This is a genomic window from Nocardiopsis sp. MG754419, assembly GCF_018207095.1.
In the GTDB taxonomy this organism is placed as follows: Bacteria; Actinomycetota; Actinomycetes; order Streptosporangiales; family Streptosporangiaceae; genus Nocardiopsis.
In genome coordinates this window covers 1-20,131 of sequence record NZ_QOCZ01000005.1, presented here as the reverse complement: position 1 = coordinate 20,131, position 20,131 = coordinate 1, and the positions used below count along the sequence as shown (strand labels likewise).

The 20,131-nt window shown below is 70.1% G+C and carries 16 protein-coding genes; 4 read left to right on the top strand and 12 right to left on the bottom strand.

The genetic code is table 11. The features are described 5' to 3' along the window. Nucleotides 1-49 precede the first annotated feature (49 nt). The 4 genes from DSY14_RS01840 to mnmA form a co-directional block, all read right to left on the bottom strand. Nucleotides 50-1,084 carry a methionine synthase gene (locus tag DSY14_RS01840; RefSeq protein WP_211714643.1) on the bottom strand — a complete coding sequence of 345 codons (1,035 nt, stop codon included), beginning with the start codon at nt 1,082-1,084 and terminating at the stop codon, nt 50-52. Between the two features lie 18 nt (nt 1,085-1,102). Continuing rightward, entirely contained in the window at nt 1,103-1,753 is a 651-nt protein-coding gene (locus tag DSY14_RS01835; protein WP_211714642.1) for an HAD family hydrolase, read from the bottom strand. 76 nt (nt 1,754-1,829) lie between these two features. Next, nucleotides 1,830-2,363, bottom strand: coding sequence for a DedA family protein (locus tag DSY14_RS01830; protein WP_211714641.1), 534 nt, complete (start codon nt 2,361-2,363; stop codon nt 1,830-1,832). A gap of 114 nt (nt 2,364-2,477) precedes the next feature. Continuing rightward, nucleotides 2,478-3,575, bottom strand: a complete 1,098-nt coding sequence (gene mnmA / locus DSY14_RS01825; RefSeq protein WP_249187174.1) for a tRNA 2-thiouridine(34) synthase MnmA — start codon at nt 3,573-3,575, stop codon at nt 2,478-2,480. A 66-nt stretch (nt 3,576-3,641) separates the two neighbouring features. Here mnmA and DSY14_RS01820 point away from each other — a divergent pair, with 66 nt between their 5' ends. Then, nucleotides 3,642-4,835, top strand: a complete 1,194-nt coding sequence (locus DSY14_RS01820; RefSeq protein ID WP_211714640.1) for a DUF695 domain-containing protein — start codon at nt 3,642-3,644, stop codon at nt 4,833-4,835. Nucleotides 4,836-4,932: 97 nt separating this feature from the next. Beyond that, nucleotides 4,933-5,901: a hypothetical protein gene (locus tag DSY14_RS01815; protein WP_211714702.1), complete on the top strand. Its 969-nt coding sequence runs from the start codon at nt 4,933-4,935 to the stop codon at nt 5,899-5,901. A 151-nt stretch (nt 5,902-6,052) separates the two neighbouring features. Here DSY14_RS01815 and DSY14_RS01810 read toward each other — a convergent pair whose 3' ends face one another. Further along, nucleotides 6,053-7,108, bottom strand: coding sequence for a zeta toxin family protein (locus tag DSY14_RS01810; protein ID WP_211714639.1), 1,056 nt, complete (start codon nt 7,106-7,108; stop codon nt 6,053-6,055). Between the two features lie 503 nt (nt 7,109-7,611). On the opposite strand from DSY14_RS01810, the gene DSY14_RS01805 reads away from it, so the two are divergent. Continuing rightward, complete coding sequence (locus DSY14_RS01805) at nt 7,612-9,600, top strand: tetratricopeptide repeat protein (protein WP_374223971.1); 1,989 nt, start codon at nt 7,612-7,614, stop codon at nt 9,598-9,600. A 312-nt stretch (nt 9,601-9,912) separates the two neighbouring features. On the opposite strand, the gene DSY14_RS01800 is transcribed toward DSY14_RS01805, so the two are convergent. From DSY14_RS01800 to DSY14_RS01790, 3 genes are all read right to left on the bottom strand, one after another. Then, on the bottom strand, nt 9,913-10,332 hold the full coding sequence (locus DSY14_RS01800; RefSeq protein WP_211714637.1) for a YciI family protein: 420 nt from the start codon (nt 10,330-10,332) through the stop codon (nt 9,913-9,915). A gap of 332 nt (nt 10,333-10,664) precedes the next feature. Next, the gene (locus DSY14_RS01795) at nt 10,665-11,948 is read right to left on the bottom strand and encodes an MFS transporter (RefSeq protein ID WP_211714636.1); all 1,284 of its coding nucleotides are present in this window, start codon (nt 11,946-11,948) and stop codon (nt 10,665-10,667) included. A 557-nt stretch (nt 11,949-12,505) separates the two neighbouring features. Beyond that, nucleotides 12,506-13,369 (bottom strand): ion transporter, encoded by an 864-nt coding sequence (locus tag DSY14_RS01790; protein WP_374223970.1) that lies wholly within the window; start codon nt 13,367-13,369, stop codon nt 12,506-12,508. Between the two features lie 518 nt (nt 13,370-13,887). On the opposite strand from DSY14_RS01790, the gene DSY14_RS01785 reads away from it, so the two are divergent. After that, nucleotides 13,888-14,439: a thymidine kinase gene (locus DSY14_RS01785; RefSeq protein WP_211714634.1), complete on the top strand. Its 552-nt coding sequence runs from the start codon at nt 13,888-13,890 to the stop codon at nt 14,437-14,439. Nucleotides 14,440-14,457: 18 nt separating this feature from the next. Here the strand turns inward: DSY14_RS01785 and DSY14_RS01780 are convergent, their stop codons facing one another. From DSY14_RS01780 to DSY14_RS01765, 4 genes are read right to left on the bottom strand one after another with little or no spacing between them, the layout of a single operon-like run. Continuing rightward, a complete protein-coding gene (locus tag DSY14_RS01780; RefSeq protein ID WP_211714633.1) occupies nt 14,458-15,240 on the bottom strand; it encodes a hypothetical protein in 783 nt (260 codons plus the stop codon). 2 nt (nt 15,241-15,242) lie between these two features. Next, nucleotides 15,243-16,409, bottom strand: coding sequence for a bifunctional lytic transglycosylase/C40 family peptidase (locus DSY14_RS01775; RefSeq protein ID WP_211714632.1), 1,167 nt, complete (start codon nt 16,407-16,409; stop codon nt 15,243-15,245). Nucleotides 16,410-16,413: 4 nt separating this feature from the next. Further along, the gene (locus tag DSY14_RS01770; RefSeq protein ID WP_211714631.1) at nt 16,414-17,082 is read right to left on the bottom strand and encodes a hypothetical protein; all 669 of its coding nucleotides are present in this window, start codon (nt 17,080-17,082) and stop codon (nt 16,414-16,416) included. Nucleotides 17,083-17,115: 33 nt separating this feature from the next. Beyond that, nucleotides 17,116-19,434, bottom strand: a complete 2,319-nt coding sequence (locus DSY14_RS01765; RefSeq protein ID WP_211714630.1) for a type IV secretion system protein — start codon at nt 19,432-19,434, stop codon at nt 17,116-17,118. Nucleotides 19,435-20,131 lie beyond the last annotated feature (697 nt).

Genomic DNA, 20,131 nt, shown 5'->3' with positions numbered 1-20,131 from the left:
GCCTTTCTGGTTGTTCTCGTGGGGGGTGTGGTGTCCAGGGGAGGTCGGGCTACGTGCGAGGCTCGTCCCGCAGGACGCGGGCCCCGTCTCGGACGGCGCGAAGGGCCGCTCTGGCGTGCCGGGGCGAGGCGCCCGCCAACCCGCAGGAGGGCGTGGCGACCACCGCGCGGGACAGCAGGTCGGGTCCGAACCCCAACCGGTTCCAGAGCTCGCGTACGGGGTCGACGTTACGCGCCGGGTCCGACATTTCCGGGCCGTCCACGGAGGGCACGACGCCGAGCATGAAGCCCACGCCGTCCTCCACCGCGGTGCCGATCATCTCGTCGTGGTCGCGGCCGATCACGTGCGCGTCCAGGCCGATGGCGCCGGCGCCGCTGCGGCGCAGCAGGTCGACGGGGACCGACGGGGCGCAGCAGTGCACGGCGGGCACCGCGCCCGCCTCGGTGAGCGCGGCGAACAGGGAGCGCAGCACCGTCTCCACCCGGACCCGGTCGACGGCGGGCAGCAATCCGTACCCACTGGCGGTGGGCAGCGACCCCACCAGCACCGCGGGCAGCGACGGCTCGTCGACCTGCACGATCACGCGGGCGTGGGGCGCACGGGTGCGCACGTCGGCGAGGTGCGCGAGCACCCCCTCCAGGTGCGACTCGACGAGGTCGCGTGCGGCTCCGGGGTCGGAGACCAGCCGCTGACCGTTGCGCAGTTCCACCGACGCCGCCATGGTCCACGGCCCCGCCACCTGGATCTTCAGCGATCCCTCGTAGGTGTGGGCGTGCTCGGTGAGGGCGTCGAGGTCGTAGGCGAGGAAACCGCCCGCGCGGGCCAGGTCACGGCCGGGGGTGTCCGCCACCCGCCATCCGGTGGGTTGGACCTCCACCGGGAGTTCGACCAGGAGTCCGGCGGTGCGGCCGATCATGTCGGCGCCGGCGCCCCGCCCGGGGAGTTCGGGCAGGTGCGGCAGGTCCGGGAGTTCGCCGAGGACGGTGCGCATGGCCTCGTCGGGGTCCTCACCGGGCCAGGAACCGACGCCGGTGGCGGACGCGGAGGGCCAGGGGTAGGGCTGCTGTTGACTCACGTTGCCCAAGGTTAGAGCAACACGGGTTCAGCGCAGGGTGAGCACCGCGCCGTCGGGGGTGGTCTCCAGTGCGCAGGAGGTGAGGTCGTCGACGACAGCGACGGCGCCCAGGCCCTCCAGCGCGGACCGTTCGTGCGATGTGGCCACGGCCAGGACGGTGGCTCCGGAGGCCACTCCCGCCCGGATCCCGGCGGGCGCGTCCTCCACCACCAGGCAGCGTTCGGGGGCGTATCCGAGCGCGGCGGCGGCCTTGAGGTAGCCCTGGGGGTCGGGCTTGCCGACGCTCACGTCCTCGGCGGCGACGAGGACTCCGGGGACGGGCAGACCGGCGGTGGCCAGGCGCGTGCGCATGAGCCGGCGTCCGCCGGAGGTCACGGCCGCCCAACGGTGGTCGGGCAGGGCGCCGAGGAACTCCCCGGTGGCCGGCAGGGCCACCACCCCGTCCACGTCGGCGAGTTCGAGTTCCTCCAGCTCGTCGGCGGCGTCCTGGACCCGGTCGTCGGGCAGGAACAGGGCGATGGTGTCCTCCGAGCGTCGACCGTGGGAGACCGCCAGGACCGCGTCGGGGTCGACGCCGTGGGCCTCCGCCCACAGGCGCCAGGTGCGCTCCACCGCGGGGGTGGAGTCCACGAGTGTGCCGTCGATGTCGAACAGGACCGCGTCCGTCGCAATACGCATGGCACCACCGTAGGGGTCGCTCGACGACCGTCGGGCCACGGGCCGGGGTGGTCGCCGCCCGGACGACGACGGCGGCTCAGGCGGCCTCGGCGGGGGCCTGCTCCTCCCGCGCGGAGGCGGGTGCGTCGTCCTCGTCGGCCCCGGCCCGCTGTCGGCGGTGGCGCAGGACCAGGACGGTGACGACCAGCAGGGCGAGGACCGCGACGCCCATCGCGGTCCAGGGCGAGTTGAGGAACAGCACCAACCAGGTGCCGACGAGCCCGGAGATGACCGTGCCCCACAGGCCCGCCCAGGCCAACCCGCCGACGAACACCGCGGCGAAGTAGACGGGGAAGCGCATGCGCACCGCCCCGGCGGAGAAGTTGATGGCGGTCTGCATGCCCACGGTGAAGAAGCCGAGCGTGACCACCGGGGCGCCGTAGCGGTCGATGCGCGCCTTGGCCGCGTCCAGTCTGGGGCCCAGGCGTGCGCCGATCCGCCCCCGGTTGACCCCCGCGCCGATGCCGCGGCCGAGCAGGTAGGTGGCGGGGGCGCGCAGGAGGATCACCACGAGCAGGGTGACGTAGACGACCCAGAAGGGTTGACCCTCAAGGAACGCGAACTGCGGCATGGAACGACCCCTTACTGACCTCGACCCCACCAACTTTGCATTGCCTAACCTAAGTTCGGCAAGAGGCGAAGGTCGCAGAACCCGATTGGTGGCCTCGACGTGACCGACGCGACGTCAGACGTCGACCGGTCGGGCGTCGGCGCGCGACGTGGCGGCGATGGTCGCCGACCCCAGCACCGTGTCGCCGTCGTAGACCACCACGGCCTGGCCGGAGGCCACACCCTGGGCGGGCTCGGCCAAGCGGACCAGGAGCTCGGGCCCCTCGTCCGTCTCCCGCTGCCACACCGTGGCCGGGTAGACCTCTCCGTGCGCACGCAACTGCACGTGGCACTCGGTCGGCGCGGTGAGCGGCGCGCCACCACTCCAGATCGGCCGGCGTCCCACGATCTCGTCCACCCGCAGCGACGCACGCGGGCCCACGGTCACCGTGTTGTTCACCGGCTCGATGGAGAGCACGTAGCGCGGGTCCGGAGCCCCGCCCAGCCCCAGGCCCTTGCGCTGGCCGATGGTGAAGGCGTGCGATCCACGGTGAGAGCCGACCACGTTGCCTTCCTCGTCCTGGATCGGCCCGGGCTTCTCCCCCAGCCGACGGTTGAGGAACCCGGCGGTGTCACCGTCGGCGATGAAGCAGATGTCGTGGCTGTCGGGCTTGTCCGCCACCGACAGCCCGCGCCGTTCCGCCTCCGCGCGCACCTCCTCCTTGGTGCAGTCGCCCAGCGGAAACATCGCGTGTTCCAGCTGCTCCGCGTCGAGCACGCCCAACACGTACGACTGGTCCTTGGCCTCGTCCACGCTGCGCACCAGACGTCCGTCGAGCTTGCGCACGTGGTGGCCGGTGGCCACGGCGTCGAAGCCCAGCGCGACCGCGCGGTCCAGCACGGCCTCGAACTTGATCTTCTCGTTGCAGCGCAGGCACGGATTGGGGGTGTTGCCGGCCTCGTACTCGGCGACGAAGTCCTGCACCACCTCCCGGTCGAACTCCTCCGACATGTCCCATACGTAGAAGGGGATGCCGATGACGTCCGCCGCGCGGCGGGCGTCGTGGGAGTCCTCCACCGTGCAGCAGCCACGGGCGCCGGTGCGGTAGGACTGTGGGTTCTTGGAAAGGGCCAGGTGGACGCCGGTGACGTCGTATCCCGCCTCGGCCACGCGGGCGGCGGCGACCGCGGAGTCGACCCCGCCGGACATGGCGGCCAGTACACGCAAAGTCATAGTGGTGTCCAGGGTATGCGCACGGGGACGGCGGAGGTACTCGTCGGTTTCTGCGAAAATCGACACATGGCTCTGTTCCGTCGTCGCCGCTCCAACGACTCCACCGACTCCGCAGCCTCCGCGGCCACCGCCGCGGTGACCGCGTTCTGGGACGCATGGTCCTCCGTGCGCTCGGCGCTGGCCGAGTCCGTGGACTCCGACACGCCCGTCCCGGCCGAGGTGTCCGAGAAGGTCACCACGCTGCTCCGAGCGATCCATCCGGACCTGGACTGGGAGGTCGGCAAGGCCCCCGAGCCCCAGAGCGGCGGACTCGACGACATGGACCTGTCGACCGACATCGACCCCGCCAAGCTGCTGGAACAGCTCGCCGCGCTGGACGACCCCTCCAGGTTCACGAACGCGCCCGCCTACGCGATGACGCTCCGCCCGGGAGCCTCCGAGGACGCGCGCGTCCTGTCCGAGAGATGGTCCCGTTCGGCCCCCGAGGACGCCCAGTGGATCTTCCGGCCGGTCCTTCCGGCCGACCATGACCGGCTCTCGACCACGGTGCGCTGGGACGACCACGAACTCGACCTGTCGCACGTGTCCGTGTCGATGCGCGTCGACCAGGGCAACGGCAGGATCGACGTGGGCGTGTACCACCCCGACAACATGTTCCTGTCGACGGAGACCCGACAGGCCCTGGCCGACCACGTCACCCTGCTGGCGTTGGGCGAGGACGAGGTGGTGCGCTGGGTGGGCCGGGTCGCCCCCCTCGACGAACGCCCCCTGGACCCGCTCTCGCCCACCTCCATGCCGGCCGTCGCCAAGCAGATGGGCGACCTGCTCGGCGGCACCGACGGGTGGGTGACCCTGCACGGCCGGTTGCCGTTGCAGGGCGCGGTGGAGATCCTGCTCCGCCACCCCGTGACCCGTCGCGACTTCCCCGCGCTGTCGCTGTTCGTGCAGGTACTGGCGCCCTACACGCACGCCGACGCGGACCGGCTGCCCCAGGACACCTCCACCACGGCCCTCGCCGAACTGGAGGCCCGGATCGCCGGGATCCTCGGCGACAACGGCGCCCTGTTCATGCAGCAGACCGGCTCCGGGCAACGGATGTACGTCTACTACCTCGACCCGGAGTCCGGGGTGCTGCCCGAGTTCGAGACCGCGCTCATGGACTGGCCCGAGGGGAAGATCCAACTGCGCACCCAGCTCGACCCCAAGTGGGCGCAGTTCGACGCGGCCCGCCGCCCCTACGTGCGGCGTTTGGGCCGCTGAGAGACGCGGTCTCGGCCGATCCCCGGGCGGCTCATCTGGCGCCCCGGCACCAAGAGGCGTAACGTGGCCCTTCCGCCAGGAGGATGGTCCGGGTTTGATGAATGGTGTCCCACCACGCGCGAACACGGACCGATCTCGGATCGCCGCGGTCGGTTCGATCCTCGTGCTGTGCCTGGTGGCGGCCCCGACCATGGCGCTGTTCCCCATCGGGGTCTGGAACATCCAGCGCGCCCTGTCCCTGAGCGGCGTGAGCCTCGGGGCCCTGGTGCTCACCCCGGTCGCGGTCGGCGGCATCCTGATCATGTGGTCGCTGGCCCGTCGATGGCTGGCGCGTACGGGCTTCGCGTACGCCACGGCGACGGCGGCGCTGGTGGTCGGCACGGCCTTGGCCGTGCCGGTGACGCTGGCGCTGCTCGCCCCCTCGTTCACCCCGCTGCCCGGCGGTATCGCCGCGAACTCCGCGGCGGTCACCGCGCTGGTGACCACCGTCGCCATGGGCGCCTGCACGCTCACGTTCCGGACTCCGGCCCCCTGGCGACCGGGTGTGCTTCCCGGTCTGGCCGTGGCGGTGGCGGCCCTGGCGATGCTGCCCCTGGCCTCCGAGGTGATGCGGGACAAGTACGCGGACCAGCGTTCGCTCGCCCAGGTCCAGGACTTCCAGTACCGGATCGCCGTCCTGGACCATCGCGGATGGTCGCCGGTGCGGGTGCACGAGGTGCGTGAGGGACTGCGGGTCACCTACGTGCGCGGAGGTGAGGACTCCGGGGGCGTGCACGTGATCAGCTGGTCCAGTGAACAGAACCGACGGGGCGTGCTCGCCGACTGCGACTTCACGGGCGTGGAGTGTCTGGAGGAGAGTGGGTTGGTGTGGGTGCACCGTGGCGCGCGGGAACCCCGGCGCGGCGCCCCGGCGGAGGTGCGCGCGCGGCTGTCGGACGGGGCCATCGCCTCCGTGCAGCCGCTGGGCACCACCGGTGAGCGGGACCTGCGCATCGTGGCCGAGGCGCTGCGCCTGGAGTACCCCGACGAACGCCGGGACCTCGCCCAGACCATCGTCAGGGAGTGAGGGGGCGCCGTCGGCCCGGCCGCGACGGGACGGCCGCGTACGCCCTTCGGAACGCCCCGGGGCGGCGGATCGGACCGCTCTCCGAGATCGTGCGCCTGAGGCGGAGCGGGGCGCATCCCGTCGTGAACCCGGGTTCCCGCGGACGCGCCGTTCAGCCTTCGGGGCCGCCGTCATCGGAGGGGGACCGCAGCGCGGTCAACTCCGCGTGGAAACGGGCCGTCTCCGCCTCGGTGGGGGGTCGATCCCGTTCGGCGATCAGGGCCTCCGCCGCGCCGGGCGGGTACGCCCACGCCCCGTCGGCCGCACGGTGGTTACGGTGGACGACGCTCGCGTCCCGGTCGACGACGCAAACGGCGTGCACCGCCGGATCCTCCTCCAGGCCCCGCACCACCGCGGGCAGGGCCGTGTACGCGCGATGGTGCTCCTCCGGATCCACCCAGCGGGCGAACCCCTGCTCCGCCAACCCGCGCTGGAACCTCCGTGCCAGTCCCAGGAGACTGACCGAGTCGTGGACCGCCACCAGGACCACGCCCACGCGGTAACCGGCCTCCGCGAAGGGACGGACGAGCCGACGCGCGCCGTCGAGGTCGCCGAGCGGGTCCACCACCACGGCGTCATAGGGGCCGGAACGGATGTGCTCCAGACACGCGCGCGCGAGCGCGGGGTCCAGGTCGTCGGCGGCCACACGCGCCGCGGCGAGGTGGTCGTCGGCGAAGATCTGCGCGAACAGCGGGTGGGCCTCGACGTCGTCGACCGGGTCGTACACCACGGTGCCGGGAGCCCCCGACCGGTCGCGCAGCACCTCCCGCAGTGAGGCCTTGCCCGCGCCCGGCTGGCCGCCCAGGAACCACACCCGGGGGTGTTCTCCCGGCTCCCGCCGTCGCGGCGCGACCGGGGTCAGCGCGATCCGGCGGCGGCGAACGACGAGTTCCCGTTCACGTGTGCTCAGAGCGCGCTCGCCGCGTCGGCGCAGCAGTACGGACAACTCCTCGGCCAGGAGCGGATACTCGCGCAGCACCACGTCCCGGGCCTCCTCACCGAACAGGTGGGCGCGGCGTTCGACATCGACGTAGAAGAGCACGCCGCGTTCGTAGTCGGCCTGCTCGGGTGAGCCGTCCTCGGCGGTCGCCGCGAGTTGTTGGTAGAGCACGCGGACGAGCCGGATGGCACCGAGAAGGCGCTCCCGGCGCTCCCGTTGGACGGTCATGCGCCTTTCTTACTCCGGGGTGAGGTCGGGGGACCAGAGCCCCGGCGTGGCTCGGCGTGGCCGGGTGCGGTCAGGCGGCGACCGACCGCCCGGGGCCGGGCCGCCCGGTCGTGCGCCCCCGCGCGGTTCGGCGCGCTCGCCCGTGCCCGGCCGTCCCGTGGGTCGGCGTCGACGCCGTGGACCGCCACGGAACCCCTCCCCCGGCGGCGAACACGGCCGTCGGCGCGCGCCGGCCCGTCCCCAGGGCCACGCACCGGCCGCACGGGCATGACGGCACCGACCGGAACCGGGGCGTGGACCGCGCGACGCAGGGACGCGGACGGGGCCACACGGAGGGGGACGCGCGGATGTCCCGGCTTCGGGGTGCTCGATCGCCCCTCCCGTCCGTTTTCGGTCACGTTTCGGGCACGCCGACTCGGCGACCTGGGCTAACAAAAACGATGGGATTGACTCCCCTGCGTGAGGGGAACTGGATCGACCGAAACCCCCTAACCCTGGGAAGGGTGTGGCTGTTGGCTCCCCGACACGGCGACAAGAACGGACCCGTTCCCATCCCCGAACCGGTCGCGCACTTCCAACCGCGCGAGCACCATCCGCCGCTCGACGAGGAGCAGGTGCTCACGGGGTCGGCCGGGACGGGCAAGACCCAGGCGGCGGCCCACCACGCCCGCGCCCTGCTGTCCGCCGCTCCGGACGCCCTGGTGGTCTGGGCCGACGCCACGTCCCGGGACGGGGTCGTCTTCGCCTACGCCCACGCGGCCCGTCGTCTGCTCGACCGTTGCCCCGACGACCCCGAACTGGCCGCCGGACGGTTCCTGTCCTGGTGGAGCGAGCCACCGCAGGGCGTGGAACGGCGCCGACTGGTGGTGTGGGACCACCTCACCGACCCGGACGCGTGCGCCGACCTGTGGCCGGCCACCGGGCACGACCGGGGCCGGATGATCGTCACGACCCGCCTCTCCCGCGCGGACCTCTCGCCGGGCCACCGACCCGTGGTCGAGGTGGGCCCCTTCACCGAGGCCGAGGCCCGCGGGTACCTGCGCGCCGCCCTCACCGAGGCCCGTGTCCCGCACACGCTCACCGAGCTCACCGCTCTCGCGGAGGTCCTCGACCGGCACCCGCTCGCTCTGGGCCAGGCCGTGGCGTACATGGCGGACCGACGCACCTCCTGCGCCGCCTACCTGGAGCTGATCGCCGACTCACGGGACGCTCGCGAACCCGCCCTCGCCCGCGCCGACCGCCACCGGCCGATCGGCGTGGCCCGCCCCCTCATGGGCCTGATCTCCCTGCTGAGCCCGTTGGCCGCGCCCGAGCAGGTCCTGGTGTCCCGCCCGTTCCGCACCCACCTCGGGCGGCGCGTCTACCCACCGCGCCGGCTGGCCGAACACGAGGTCCGGCTGGCGTTGGCGTCCCTGGAACGCCTGCACCTGATCACCCGGGACACCCCGTTGGTGATCGCCGCCCACGACCACCCCCACGTCCCACCCGGGCAGGAGAGCGTGCGCACCGCGGCCGACGGGCTCATGACCGTGTGGCCGGACACCTGCCGGGGCGCGCCCCTGGAGTGGCGGCTCCTCGCCAGTACCGAGACCCTGCGCGCCCGGGCCCCGGAGGGTTCACTGTGGGACGTCGAGCCGCACCCCCTGCTGTTCCGTACGCGCACGCCCCTGTGGGCGGGCGCGGCGGAGGGCCCGCTCCCCTACCGCGAGATGTGCCTGGAGGGGTCCCACAGAGCGCTGGAGGAGACCTACGAACGGCACCTGGTGGTGGAGGGCCCCGACGGGCCGACCACCCTGCGCGCCCGGTACTCGCTGGCCTACCTACGGGCGTGGGCCGGAGACCTGACGGGTGCCACGGTCCGCTTCCGACACCTGCTGCACGACCTGCGTCGGTGGCCGGGCGCGGACCGGCCGGAGGTCCTCTGCGTCCGCGGTGCCCTGACCCTGTGCCGCGCCGACGCCGGCGATCCGATCGGAGCCGCCGCCGACGCGCGACGGCTGCTCGAGGAGCAACGCGCGCGGCTGGGCCCCGACCACCCGAGCACGCTCATCACCCTGCACAATCTCGCTCACTGGCGCGGAGCGGCCGGTGACGCGCGCGGCGCCGTCGAGGACCTGGAGCGGTTGGCGGGCGTCCACGCGGAGGTGTCGGGCGCCGACGACCCCGCGACCTTGCGCTGTCGACACGACCTCGCGTGCCGACGGGCGCGGGCCGGCGAGCCCGCACGGGCGGCGCGGGAGCTGGAACTCGTGTGGCGGGACCGTCGCCGGGTGCTGGGCCCCGACCACCCGGACACGGTGGCGACGCGGCGTCGATGGGAGAGGCTGCTCCGTGAGCGTCGGATCCGCGCCGAGGAAGAGCGGCACGGGGTCGGGTCCACCGGAACCGGTGGCGCACCGACCTCCGTGGGCGCCGGCGCCGAGGACGACCATGGAGGCCTCCCCGGCGACGAGCCGACCGGGCCCCGGTCCGCCGAACGTCTGCGCGGCTGAGCCGGCGGGGGTCGCCCCGGCGCGGGCGGCCCCGCCGGGACGTGGAGAGCGCGGGCCCGGCGGCGCGGCCGGCGGGACGCGGTGGCGTATCGACGTTTCCCGGATCGGTGTCCGCGCGGACCGCCGCGTCGATCCCGCGCTCCGGTACGGGACGGTCGCGTGGCCCGCGGCGACGGCCGGCCGGGCTCCGGGGCCGCGTGACCTCGCCGAACGGTCACCCGACCCCGGATCCCTCGGTCCGGGTCCTCCACCGGTCCGAGGCGTCGACCTCCCGAAGGGTGGATTCACTCGCCGCCCCGCCGCGGCGACCGGTCAGAGCTGACCGTGCGCCTCGCGCCACTCCCGTTCCTTCTTGATCCACGGGTTGTCCTGCGGGAACTCGTCGATGGTGCTCACCCGACGGATCTCGGTCTTGAACCCCGAACCGGCAGCGGGCATCCGCCGGGCCCAGTCGACCGCCTCCTCCTTGGAGGCGACGTTCAACAGGTAGAAGCCACCGAACAGCTCCTTGGCCCCGCCATAGGGACCGTCGGTCACCGTCGGCGGCTCGGAGGCGTAGTCGACCACGGCACCTTCCTCGGGCCCCCGCAGGCCCTCCGCGGCGAGCAGCACACCGGCCTCGGCGAGTTCCTCGTTGAACCGGCCCATCGTCTCCAGCATCTCGTCGAAGTCGAACTCGCTCATCCGCGCGTAGCCCTTCTCGGTGGCCCGCATGATCAGCATGTACTTCATGGTCGATCTCCCTGTGTCTCTCGGGCCCGTTCCGGCCCTCTCACGCCCGGCTCGCACGGGCACGGCACCGATCGACGCGGCTCCGGCGGTCGCTCCGTGAGCGCTCCGTGTCGCCCCGGGCCGTGTGCCGGTGGACCGGTGCGCGCCGCGCGGAACCCGGGCCGGCGTGTGGGGAAGCGCCCACCACACGCCGGCCCGGTCCTGGTCGGCCGGCGGCGTCCGCCACTCGGGGCTCCCCGAGGGCTCGGTCGGTGTCCGCCGGCCACCCCTCGGAACGCTCCCACCCCCGGCGCGGGAGGCGTCGAAGGCGCGAACAGGCCGGCCGGGAGTGGTCACCCCTCGTGTCGGTCGGCGCCGTCGGCGATCCGTGCGGTCTCGATCCGGTCGGCCTCGGTGACCACGCGGCGCAGCGCGGGGGCGGCCAAGGCCAGGGAGACCAGCACCAGGACACCCGAGGCGAGGGGCACGTAGTGGAGCTCCACCCGGCCCAGAGCACCGGCGAGCAGGGCCGCCACCGGGCCGAAGGCGGTTCCCGACACCTGGACGAACGACATCACCCGGCCGAGCCGGTGGCCCGGGACGATGAGCTGGATGGCGCCGAGCATCACGATGTTGGAGGAGGTGATCACGTAACCCAGGAGCATCCAGGCCGCCATGGCGACGTAGGCGTCGGGGGCCGCCCCGAAGGCGAGGAAGCACAGCCCGGTGGCGCTGATGAGGACCAGCTCCAGGCGGAACCGGCCGACACGGGCGACGAGAAGGCCGACGGTGGTCGCGCCCAGGAGCGCGCCCACGGCGGAGGACCCCAGGAACACCCCGTACAGGGCGGCGGGAACACCGAAGTGATCCTGGGCGATCAGCACCATGACGGCCATCAACGCGGTGAACGCCGTGTTGAGCGCGAGATTGAACAGGAGGATCGGGCCGAGGGAGCTGCCCCGGAAGACGAACGCGAACCCCTCCCGCAGGTCGGCCAGGGGCGAGGCCCGCACGGTGCCAGGCTCCTCGTGGCCGGGGACACGGCGGACCGCCAGGGGCAGGCCGAGCAGGACCAGGGCACCGAGGGCGTAGGCACCGGCGTTGACCGCGATGGGCGCGAACGCGGCGATCGCGAAGAGGAAACCGGCGAGCGGTCCCCCCGCGAAGTCCTGGGTGACGGTGCGACCGCCCTCGATCCGCCCGTTGGCCCGGTCGATGGTGCCGGCCGGTGCGAGATCCGGCATGAGGGCCCGGCCGGCGAGGTCGTGGAACACCTCACCGGTCATCACGATGAACATGACCGCGTACAGCACCCAGAGGCCGGCGTGGCCGGTGGCGATGCCCACCGCCAGGGCGACGAGCGCACCGGTCCGCACGAGGTTGGCGGCCACCATGAGCCGCACGCGGTCGACCCGGTCCACGATCACCCCCGCCGCGAGGCCGAACAGCAGAAAGGGCAGGTAGCGGGAGGCGATCAGCCCGGAGACCAGCAGAGGGTCGTCGGTGATCAGGGCGGCGGCGAGGGGCAGGGCGATCAGCATCATCCCGTCCCCGAGGTTGCCGGCCAGGCTTCCCAGCCAGAACCGGTGGAAGTTCCGCCCGAGACCGGGGCCGCGAGCGGGGGTGGCCTTCTGCACGAGGGGGCCTTTCGGGACGTGAGGGGGGTGAGGGCCGTGGGATCCGGCCCGGACTCATGGTGGCCGGTTCCCCGTCGCCTCCGGTCAAGGCCCGATCACGGCTCGGCCACTGTTGTCGAGGCCGGTGAGAACGGCGGCGCGCCTCTCACGTCTCACGATCCGGGATCGGCCGCACGGGTCCTCGCGACCGTCGAACCGAGCAACGCGCGCGGATCTCGACCATGGTCCCGAGACTCCGAGAAACAGGAACCCGACCCCGTTCGGGACGGAGGTCCCGATGTGCGTCACCGCGGGTAAGGCGGAGGCACGGGATCCGAGGGGTCACGGCCCCGACATTCGACACCGATCCTCCCAGGGTGCGCGAACGGAGACTTGTCTCCTTCGCCCCCGTTCGGGCGATCCCAGGAAGGAAAACCCACAAGGGTTCCATCAAACCCTCGCGCACACCCCCTCCGGTCGTCCATAATTCCTAGCGAGGGTAGGGACGGCCCACCGGGGTTTCACTACTCGTTTTCCCGGTGGGCCCCTTTTCCTGCACCTTTTCGCGGCGGCATTTCTCAGCCGGACGCGTCGCGTTCCCCGGTTTCGGCCTCGGGACCAGCGCCGTCCCCCGGCGACCCGGAGGGCACCCCGTGGTCGCCGTGCGCGGCGACGGACTCGGTGGACGCGGAACCGTCGGGGTGCGGCGAGCCGGTCGCGATCCGATCCTCGAGATGACGCACCTGGGCGCTCAGTTCCGCCAGCCGGGTCATCACCGCGTTGTGCTGGACCAGCTCCAACTGCTGGTCCTCCTCCCAACGGCTCTTGCTGAACTCCTGCTCCATCGCGGTGACGATGACACCGATGACCAGGTTGAGCATGATGAACGCGGTGAGCACGATGTACAGCACGAAGAAGAGCCACCCCTGCGGGTGGTGTTCGAGCACCGCGTCCGAGACGTCCGGCCAGTTCTCCGTGGTCATGAGCAGGAACATCGTGTACAGCGTGGTGCCGAGGTCACCGAAGAACTCGGGCACCGCCTCACCGAACAGCTGCTGGCCCAGGATCGCCGACACGTAGATGACGATGAGCAGCAACCCGATCACCGTGCCCATCCCGGGAACCGCCCGGAAGAGCGCGCCGATGATCTGCCGCATCTGCGGCACCGCGGTGATGAGGCGCAGGATGCGCAGTACGCGGAGGATCCGCAGCACCGCGAACGGCCCGGCCGCCGGGATCAGCGACACGAGGACCACGGCGAAGTCGAACCAGTTCCAGCCGTCCTTCCAGAAGCTCCCCCGCCAGGCGTAGAGCTTGAGGAGCATCTCGACGACGAACAGGCCGATGATGAACCGCTCGGCGACGAGGAGATACGGAAGCACCGAACCCCCGTAAGTCGCCCATCCCAATATCACGGCATTGACCAGAATCACCATGAACATGGCATTCGAGAACCAACGGCTCTCCACTATTCGTGTGACCTGACCACGCCGCAATGTCGCATCCCCCTCGACGCTGAGCCCTTGAATTGGGACAAGGTGCACCAAACATATCGAAGCAGTTGTTCGCGCTTCGCGGTGCCTCTCCCCTTACGAAGAACACCCATCCCATCACGGGTGCGAGGGTCCCCGTCCCGGCGACCGACAGCACCCCCGGAAGGTACGACGGACCGGCGACGAACGCGTCTCGAACGGATCACCCGCCACCGCCCCCACAGGTGCCGTGCACCACACCGCGGACGCGACTTCGGCCCCTCACTGCCCCTCGCCCGAGGTGAAACCGCCCAGCCACGGGACCCCGCACGACGCGTGCGGCCCACGGGCCCCACAGCGACCCGAGCGCGGTCGCGCGAGGGCGCGGATCGGGTGGAGTGGGCGGGGTGCGCCGCTGGTATGTTCACCTCTGGCCTCGGCGAAGTACCGGGGCGCCCCTGCCCAGCGCCCCCGGCCGAGGAAGAGACATGGCGGAGCTGAAGTACTTCACCGGTTCGATGAACTCGGGCAAGAGCACGATGGCGCTCCAGGAACACCACTCGCGCGGCGGCGAAGGCGTTCTGTACACGAAGCAGGACCGGGCCGGTTCCGGCATCATCTCGTCCCGCCTGGGCCTGAAGTCCCCCGCGGTCGAGGTCGGGGACACCCTCGACCTGTACGACGACATCGCCGACCGCAAGGCCCCGTACGTCATCTGCGACGAGGCACAGTTCCTGTCGTACAAGCAGGTCGGCCAGCTCGCGGGCGTGGTCGACGGCATGGGGATCGACGTCTACTGCTACGGCATCCTCACGGACTTCCAGGGGCAGCTGTTCCCGGGCTCACAACGTCTGGTGGAGCTCGCCGACAAGATAGAGATCCTGCCGGTCTACGCGCGCTGCTGGTGCGGCAACCGCGCCACGCACAACGCGAGGGTCGTGGACGGCGTGATGGTGTACGTGGGCGAACAGGTCCACATCGGCGGCAACGAGTCGTACACGACCCTGTGCCGCCACCACTTCATGGCCGGCGTCGCCTGACCGGGCTTCGATTTGACTTCAGGCAGGGATGACCCTGTAGAGCCTGCCATCCAGCCTGTTCACCAAGTCGCGTGCCTGACGCTCGAAGTCGAACTCCGGCACCTCTCCAGCCTCGACGCCGCTGGTGTCTCCCGTGAACCGAATTTCGTACGTCGCACTGCGCGTCTGCGCGACAACGAGATACTGAGACGCGCCGGACTCATCTGTCCCGTAGAAGGACTGGACATCTTGAGTCCAGTCATGAGAATCCTGATTCTGCAAACTCTGAAATTCTTCGCTTACTGAAGATATTTTATCTGCAAAATTATCAGATGCAGCCTGATCCCTGCCCGAATCAGCACTCTGGATCACCGCATCAAACTCGAATTCGAAATCCCAGAGTGCGGTACTGCCATATTGCGGTGCGATCGTAAAGCGACACTCGCCCGAAACCATTCTCCCCTGGGAGGGTTCATAGGAGGCGTCTTCAGCCTCATCGAAGTGGCTACTATTCCAGGTCTCATTGATGCTGATCTCAGAAATACTCGGCAGATAGTCATCACAAAGGTTCATCGCCCCTGGCGCCAACTCTTCCCTGGGTTGAGCTGACTGCGTCCCGGTCAGTGCACTTTCTTCCGATCCCGAGAATCCAGAAGACGCGCTATTGATCAACAGGCTGAGCACACCCACGATCACTCCGAAAACACCGAAGGCGGCGATCGAGCCACAGCCGAAGATCGCCGCAGCGGCCTTCCAACCGTGCAGTCCCTTTGTGGCCGGTGCCTCGCGCTCGGAGGGGTCTTCAGTCGCCGTATCCGACACGGTTAAGCCTGCGCTTCCAGCTGGGCCTTCACTTCGGGGTGTTCGAGCGGACGGGTGAAACCCACGATGTCCGCGCGATTGGGGTCATCGTACTCGCGCACCGCGATCGGTCCACAGTTGGTGCACCACGCCTCGACCATCAGGCCATCGCCGATCACCATCGCCATGTGCCCCGGGCCCGGAGGCTCACCTGGCCGCGTCACATCGAAGAAGACCAGGTCCCCGGGTTGTTCTTCGCCCATCGGCACTTCCGGGCCGAAACTCCACTGGTCCTGCGAGACCCGGGGCACCGTCACCCCGATGCTCTCGTAGGCCTTCATCGTCAACCCGGAGCAATCGTAGCCGGCGGGACCGGTACCACCCCAGATGTAGGGCTTTCCGCGCTGGTCCAGAGCCCAGTCGACCACGGCCTGGGTCAGCTCGTCGGGGGCACGTCCGATGGGCGCCCCCTCTTCGTCCAATTGACAGAGCACCGCCGAACGAATGGAGTCGGTGGTGTCGAAGTCGCCCTCGGCGTAGCGGTCGGCCCACTCCAGGACATCGTCCACGTACCACCAGGCGTGGTTGTAGCCGTAGATCGCGCGGCGCACGTCGTCCTCGAGCCCGTGGGCCAGGAGGTAGTCGGCCGCGGCGGGGATCGCGTCGGCCGGGTCGTAGACACTGACGATCCCGTCACCGTTGCCGTCCACGCCGTATCCCTGCTCCGGGCGATCCTCCACGGCCTGGATCGGCTCGCCGCCCCAACTGTTGCCCGCCGCGGAGCCGTCCAGGGATCCGAACTGCATCGGGCCCGAGGCGCCCCAGTCGTTGTGCCCTTCGGTGATCCCTGGTCCGTCCCAACGCCCATGATGGGACTCGACTTGACCGACCCCGGCGAGGATGTTCCACGGAACCCCGCGATCCTCACCCGCCTCACGGTAGAGCTCCAGGTAGTTCTCGGGGATCGAGTCCATGGCGTACTCACTGCTGTCCGGCTGGTCGGCGTCGGCGTTGGGGCCACAGACCACTCCGGACGCGAGCCAGGATCCGACGTCGTTGTTGGTGATCGCCGGAACCACCATCAACGTCAGGAAGACCAGACCGGCGACACCGACCGCCGCGATCACCCCCGCGCGGGCCAGGCACGAACCGTTCGCCTCAGGGAATGGGGCTTGCCGCTGCCAGAGCACGTGGCTACTCCTCTCCGAACTGGCCCGCGTCGGCGGGCTGGAAGTCGAAGACCGCCCAGGATCCGCCGTCCTTGAGCACGGTGACGGCGAACTCGCCCAAGTCCTCGTCGAACCCCGCGTCACCCGTCTCGGTGATGGACTGGGCGGTGACCACGAACGTGAGGGAGTCGGCGCCGAAGGTGCGAACGGACTCCACCTCGGCCCGCCCCTGGGCGACCGCCTCCGCCTCGCTCATCTCCTCCCAGAAGGCCCCGACCCGGTTCGCGTCCGAGAGCACCTCCGCGTACTCGTCGGTGGCCAGTGCCTCCATCGACGCGTAGTAGGTCTCCGGCGATCCGGAGTAGTCGATGGTGCCGTAGGCCTCGGTGAAGGCCGTGGCCGTCGCCCCGGCGGCCTGGAACTCCGCCTCGGTGAATGGGAACCAGCCGAGCACGTCCTGGTCGTCGACGTCGGTGGTCGGAATGGGGCTCGGTGGCACCGTGGCCAGTCCGCCGGGGGTGCCGGGCGCGTCTCCCTCTTCCACTGAGGGAGCGGTCTCCCGGGGAAGTTCCGAGGCCTCCTGGTCCTCCCCGCCGAATCCGCCGAGACTGAAGTAGATCCCGAACCCGGCCAAGGCCACGATGAGACCGATCACGATCCACCGCTGTGCGCGTTCGGGGAGAGGGTTGGGCATGGTCGTCCGTTGCCTTGTCGTCTACTCGGAGGACTAGTCGTCGTTCAGCCAGAAGGGCACATCGCGTTTGCGGTCCCGCGTGGAGTTGCCGCCCTCGCCCCAGAACGGGGTGATGGGAGCACTGTCGCGGCGCCGGTCGGACCCGGACAGCCAACCACCTTCGCGGTCGCCTCGGCCACCACCCGCGGGCGGCGGGGCCGGACGGGACGGACGCTGGGGCGCCGGCCGTTCCCGCTTCTCCCTGGGGCTGCCCCACCGTGAACCACGGCTCCCGATATTGCCCTGTGCCGGGGTGTCCTCGCGGCCGTTGAAGATGCCCCGCCCGGTACTCGGCTCAGAACGCTCGGCACCGGCGGCCCGGGAGTTTCCGGCGACACCACCGAACCCTCCGCCCCCGCCCGAACCACCGGACTGGTTGCGAGCCGGGGCGTCGTTCCTGCCCCCGGGGCCGAAGACCGCGGCCCAGCCGCTGTCCCCGGTGCCGGTGTATCCGCCCGTGGGCCGAGGAGGTATGTTCCCATTCCCCGAGTTCGCGTTACCGGAGAGGCTGGGGGCCTGGTCCGACGTACGGCCACCACTCGTAGTCCGACTCGTGGCCGGGGCACCGCGCCGGTTGACGTTGAGGGGAGGCGCGGTCTCGTTGCCCCGCACCCGACCGTAGCCACCCGCGCCCCGCGCTCGGACGGGCTCCCCCACCTCTCCCGGGGCGTCCTCCGTGGCCCGGGCGTCGGTGGTCGCGCCGGGAGCGGGGGTCCCATTGGCGGGGACACCCGCCGCGGCACCCGCGACCAACCCGGCATTGCGACGGCCCCAGTTCTGTGCCTTGAGGTAGGCGACCGGGGGCAGCACGGCCGCGCTACCTCCGAGCGCCTGGCTGCGCGCCGCGTCGTTGACGATCCGCGAGGTGAAGGTGTTCGCGTTCACCGAGGCGAACAGGTAGACGAAGGTCTTCCGGTAGATGAAGAGCGCCAGAGTGAAGAGGGCCAGCAGGATCATCTGCAGCCCCCATCCCAGACTCGTCGACATGACGATGCCGTAGCTCATCACCAGCAAGGCGATGAGCAGGACCACGAAGATCTGCTTGAGCAGGAAGCCCACCATCAGCTCGACCCATCGCAGCAAGACCATACGCCCATAGCCAGGATGAATACCGATGAGCAGGAAAATCGGAGATAGCATGAAGAGCAACATGAATCCGATTTTCAGAACAATAAGCGCCACCGAACCGGCAAGAATCAATCCGCCTGCAAAGAGCGAGGCGAAGAGGGCCAGGGTCGCGACACCGATGCGACTTGCCTGATCCTCGCCAGAGAACACGGGATAAACGCTCGGATACGTTGACTCGATATCAGAGGAGATAGCCTGATAAGCCTCTTGCTTTTCCGTGAAAAGCGAAGCGGCATCAAGTTCCTCGTCTAGAATCTGTTGCTGCTCGATTCGACTGACCCCTTGGGCCGCGATCAGGTCCATCGAATGGTCGATCGCAACGTCCTCCGCAAGACTTCCGCTTCCGAATTGACCCGCGACCCAGGGCTGACAGACCAGACTCGACCACATCATGTCAGCGTTTCGGCGCACCTGGAAGTCGGACTCGGACTCCCAGTCGGCCCGCTCCGGCGGCTCAGCTCCGGCAGGACAGGTGCCAGAACCTCCGCCGTAAGGCACCTGACCGACGACACTGGTCACCAGTTGAGTACCCGAGTTCACCAAACTGCTGCCCAACCCCATCACCTGTGCGGGGTTGATGAGGATCCACATCCCGAGCGTCGTCGCCGCCACCATCCAGATGGTGGACTCAATGGTGAGCGTCATCCGCTTACGGATCAGACCGAACCACCCGAGCCAGATCGCCCCCAGAATGACGATGGTCGGAATCAGCGGACGCCACACGCCTTCCCGTAGAGCGATGACGACGCTCTCGACGGTCTCCGTGAAACTGGCGAGCAGGCCGTCGGAGGTCGCCGCCTGGTACACGGTGATGGTCGACTGGTTGATGGTCTTCGAAAGGTCCCAGGCGGAGTTCGCCAGAGTTGCCTGGGCACCGTTCGCGATCCCGTCGACGCAGGACTCGGTGATCATGTGCCACTGCTGCCCGGCCGTCCCGTACTGGCCGTACATGCTGGCATCAGGTGGCAGACCGTCCGGCGCCCCTTCGATGGCCGACTGAGACCTGGGCGGCACCAACAAGCCATCGGACCCACTATCGGCCGACTCCGGCACCGGGGCCGGCTGCCCGGGGCACAGGGGGTTCGCGGTCGCGCTGGTCAGTGGGAGGAGGATGAACCCGCTGAGCATCAGGAACGTCATCAGGAGGCGTCGCCATCCCCGCCGGTGGACGTGCTGATGCGTCATCTGCTGAGCTCCTGCGTCGTGTGTTCGTCCGGGGTCGATGGCAGACCAGAAGGCCTCACGCCGCACACACGCCTACGCACCGTTCGGCACGCGGCCCGCCACGACCACAAGGCCCCCGCATGTCTTTACCCCATCCTCTATGGTGCGTCATCACGGGGCCGTGAGTCGGGTGCAACGCGAGTCGTTTTCTCCGTGACACCTCAGGACCACTCCACCGCCAGTGGACGATTCACCGATTCGGGGACGTTTGCGCAGGTAAGGACGCCGAACGGACATCCGGAACTCCCCAAAACCGCAAGGCCACAATTTGCTGACCCGTCGAGGCATATGAGACGCGTCACACCCCCTTTTGAGAGGGAAAGTGGACATAGCGCAACCTATCGGACTGGTACCGCGTCCCTATCCGCCCTTCCGAGAGATCCTCAGCCCATATTGACGTTGGGCCGAAACGGTTCCGCGCCCCCAGGGCCCCGCCGTTCCTCCGCGGTCTCAGTGCTCCCTCCGAACACGATGAGCCCCGAGGGACCTCCAGCCGCACCTTCCACGAGACTCGGGCGACCGCACGGAGTGGCAGGGCGTCGCACGACGACTCCTCTCCACGGCGCCACATCGACGCACACGACCCCGTCGACGGGGCACGGGCGGAATGGCCTCTCTGGCACCTCTGCGCGCTCTGAGGGCCGCTCACGCCACGGAC

What these genes read in the sequence shown, in the direction of transcription:
- DSY14_RS01835 (WP_211714642.1), bottom strand. Translation starts at nt 1,753, where the DNA reads ATGCGTATTGCGACGGACGCGGTCCTGTTCGACATCGACGGCACACTC.
- DSY14_RS01830 (WP_211714641.1), bottom strand. Translation starts at nt 2,363, where the DNA reads ATGCCGCAGTTCGCGTTCCTTGAGGGTCAACCCTTCTGGGTCGTCTAC.
- mnmA (WP_249187174.1), bottom strand. Translation starts at nt 3,575, where the DNA reads ATGACTTTGCGTGTACTGGCCGCCATGTCCGGCGGGGTCGACTCCGCG.
- DSY14_RS01820 (WP_211714640.1), top strand. Translation starts at nt 3,642, where the DNA reads ATGGCTCTGTTCCGTCGTCGCCGCTCCAACGACTCCACCGACTCCGCA.
- DSY14_RS01815 (WP_211714702.1), top strand. Translation starts at nt 4,933, where the DNA reads ATGAATGGTGTCCCACCACGCGCGAACACGGACCGATCTCGGATCGCC.
- DSY14_RS01810 (WP_211714639.1), bottom strand. Translation starts at nt 7,108, where the DNA reads ATGACCGTCCAACGGGAGCGCCGGGAGCGCCTTCTCGGTGCCATCCGG.
- DSY14_RS01800 (WP_211714637.1), bottom strand. Translation starts at nt 10,332, where the DNA reads ATGAAGTACATGCTGATCATGCGGGCCACCGAGAAGGGCTACGCGCGG.
- DSY14_RS01790 (WP_374223970.1), bottom strand. Translation starts at nt 13,369, where the DNA reads ATGTTCATGGTGATTCTGGTCAATGCCGTGATATTGGGATGGGCGACT.
- DSY14_RS01785 (WP_211714634.1), top strand. Translation starts at nt 13,888, where the DNA reads ATGGCGGAGCTGAAGTACTTCACCGGTTCGATGAACTCGGGCAAGAGC.
- DSY14_RS01770 (WP_211714631.1), bottom strand. Translation starts at nt 17,082, where the DNA reads ATGCCCAACCCTCTCCCCGAACGCGCACAGCGGTGGATCGTGATCGGT.
- DSY14_RS01765 (WP_211714630.1), bottom strand. Translation starts at nt 19,434, where the DNA reads ATGACGCATCAGCACGTCCACCGGCGGGGATGGCGACGCCTCCTGATG.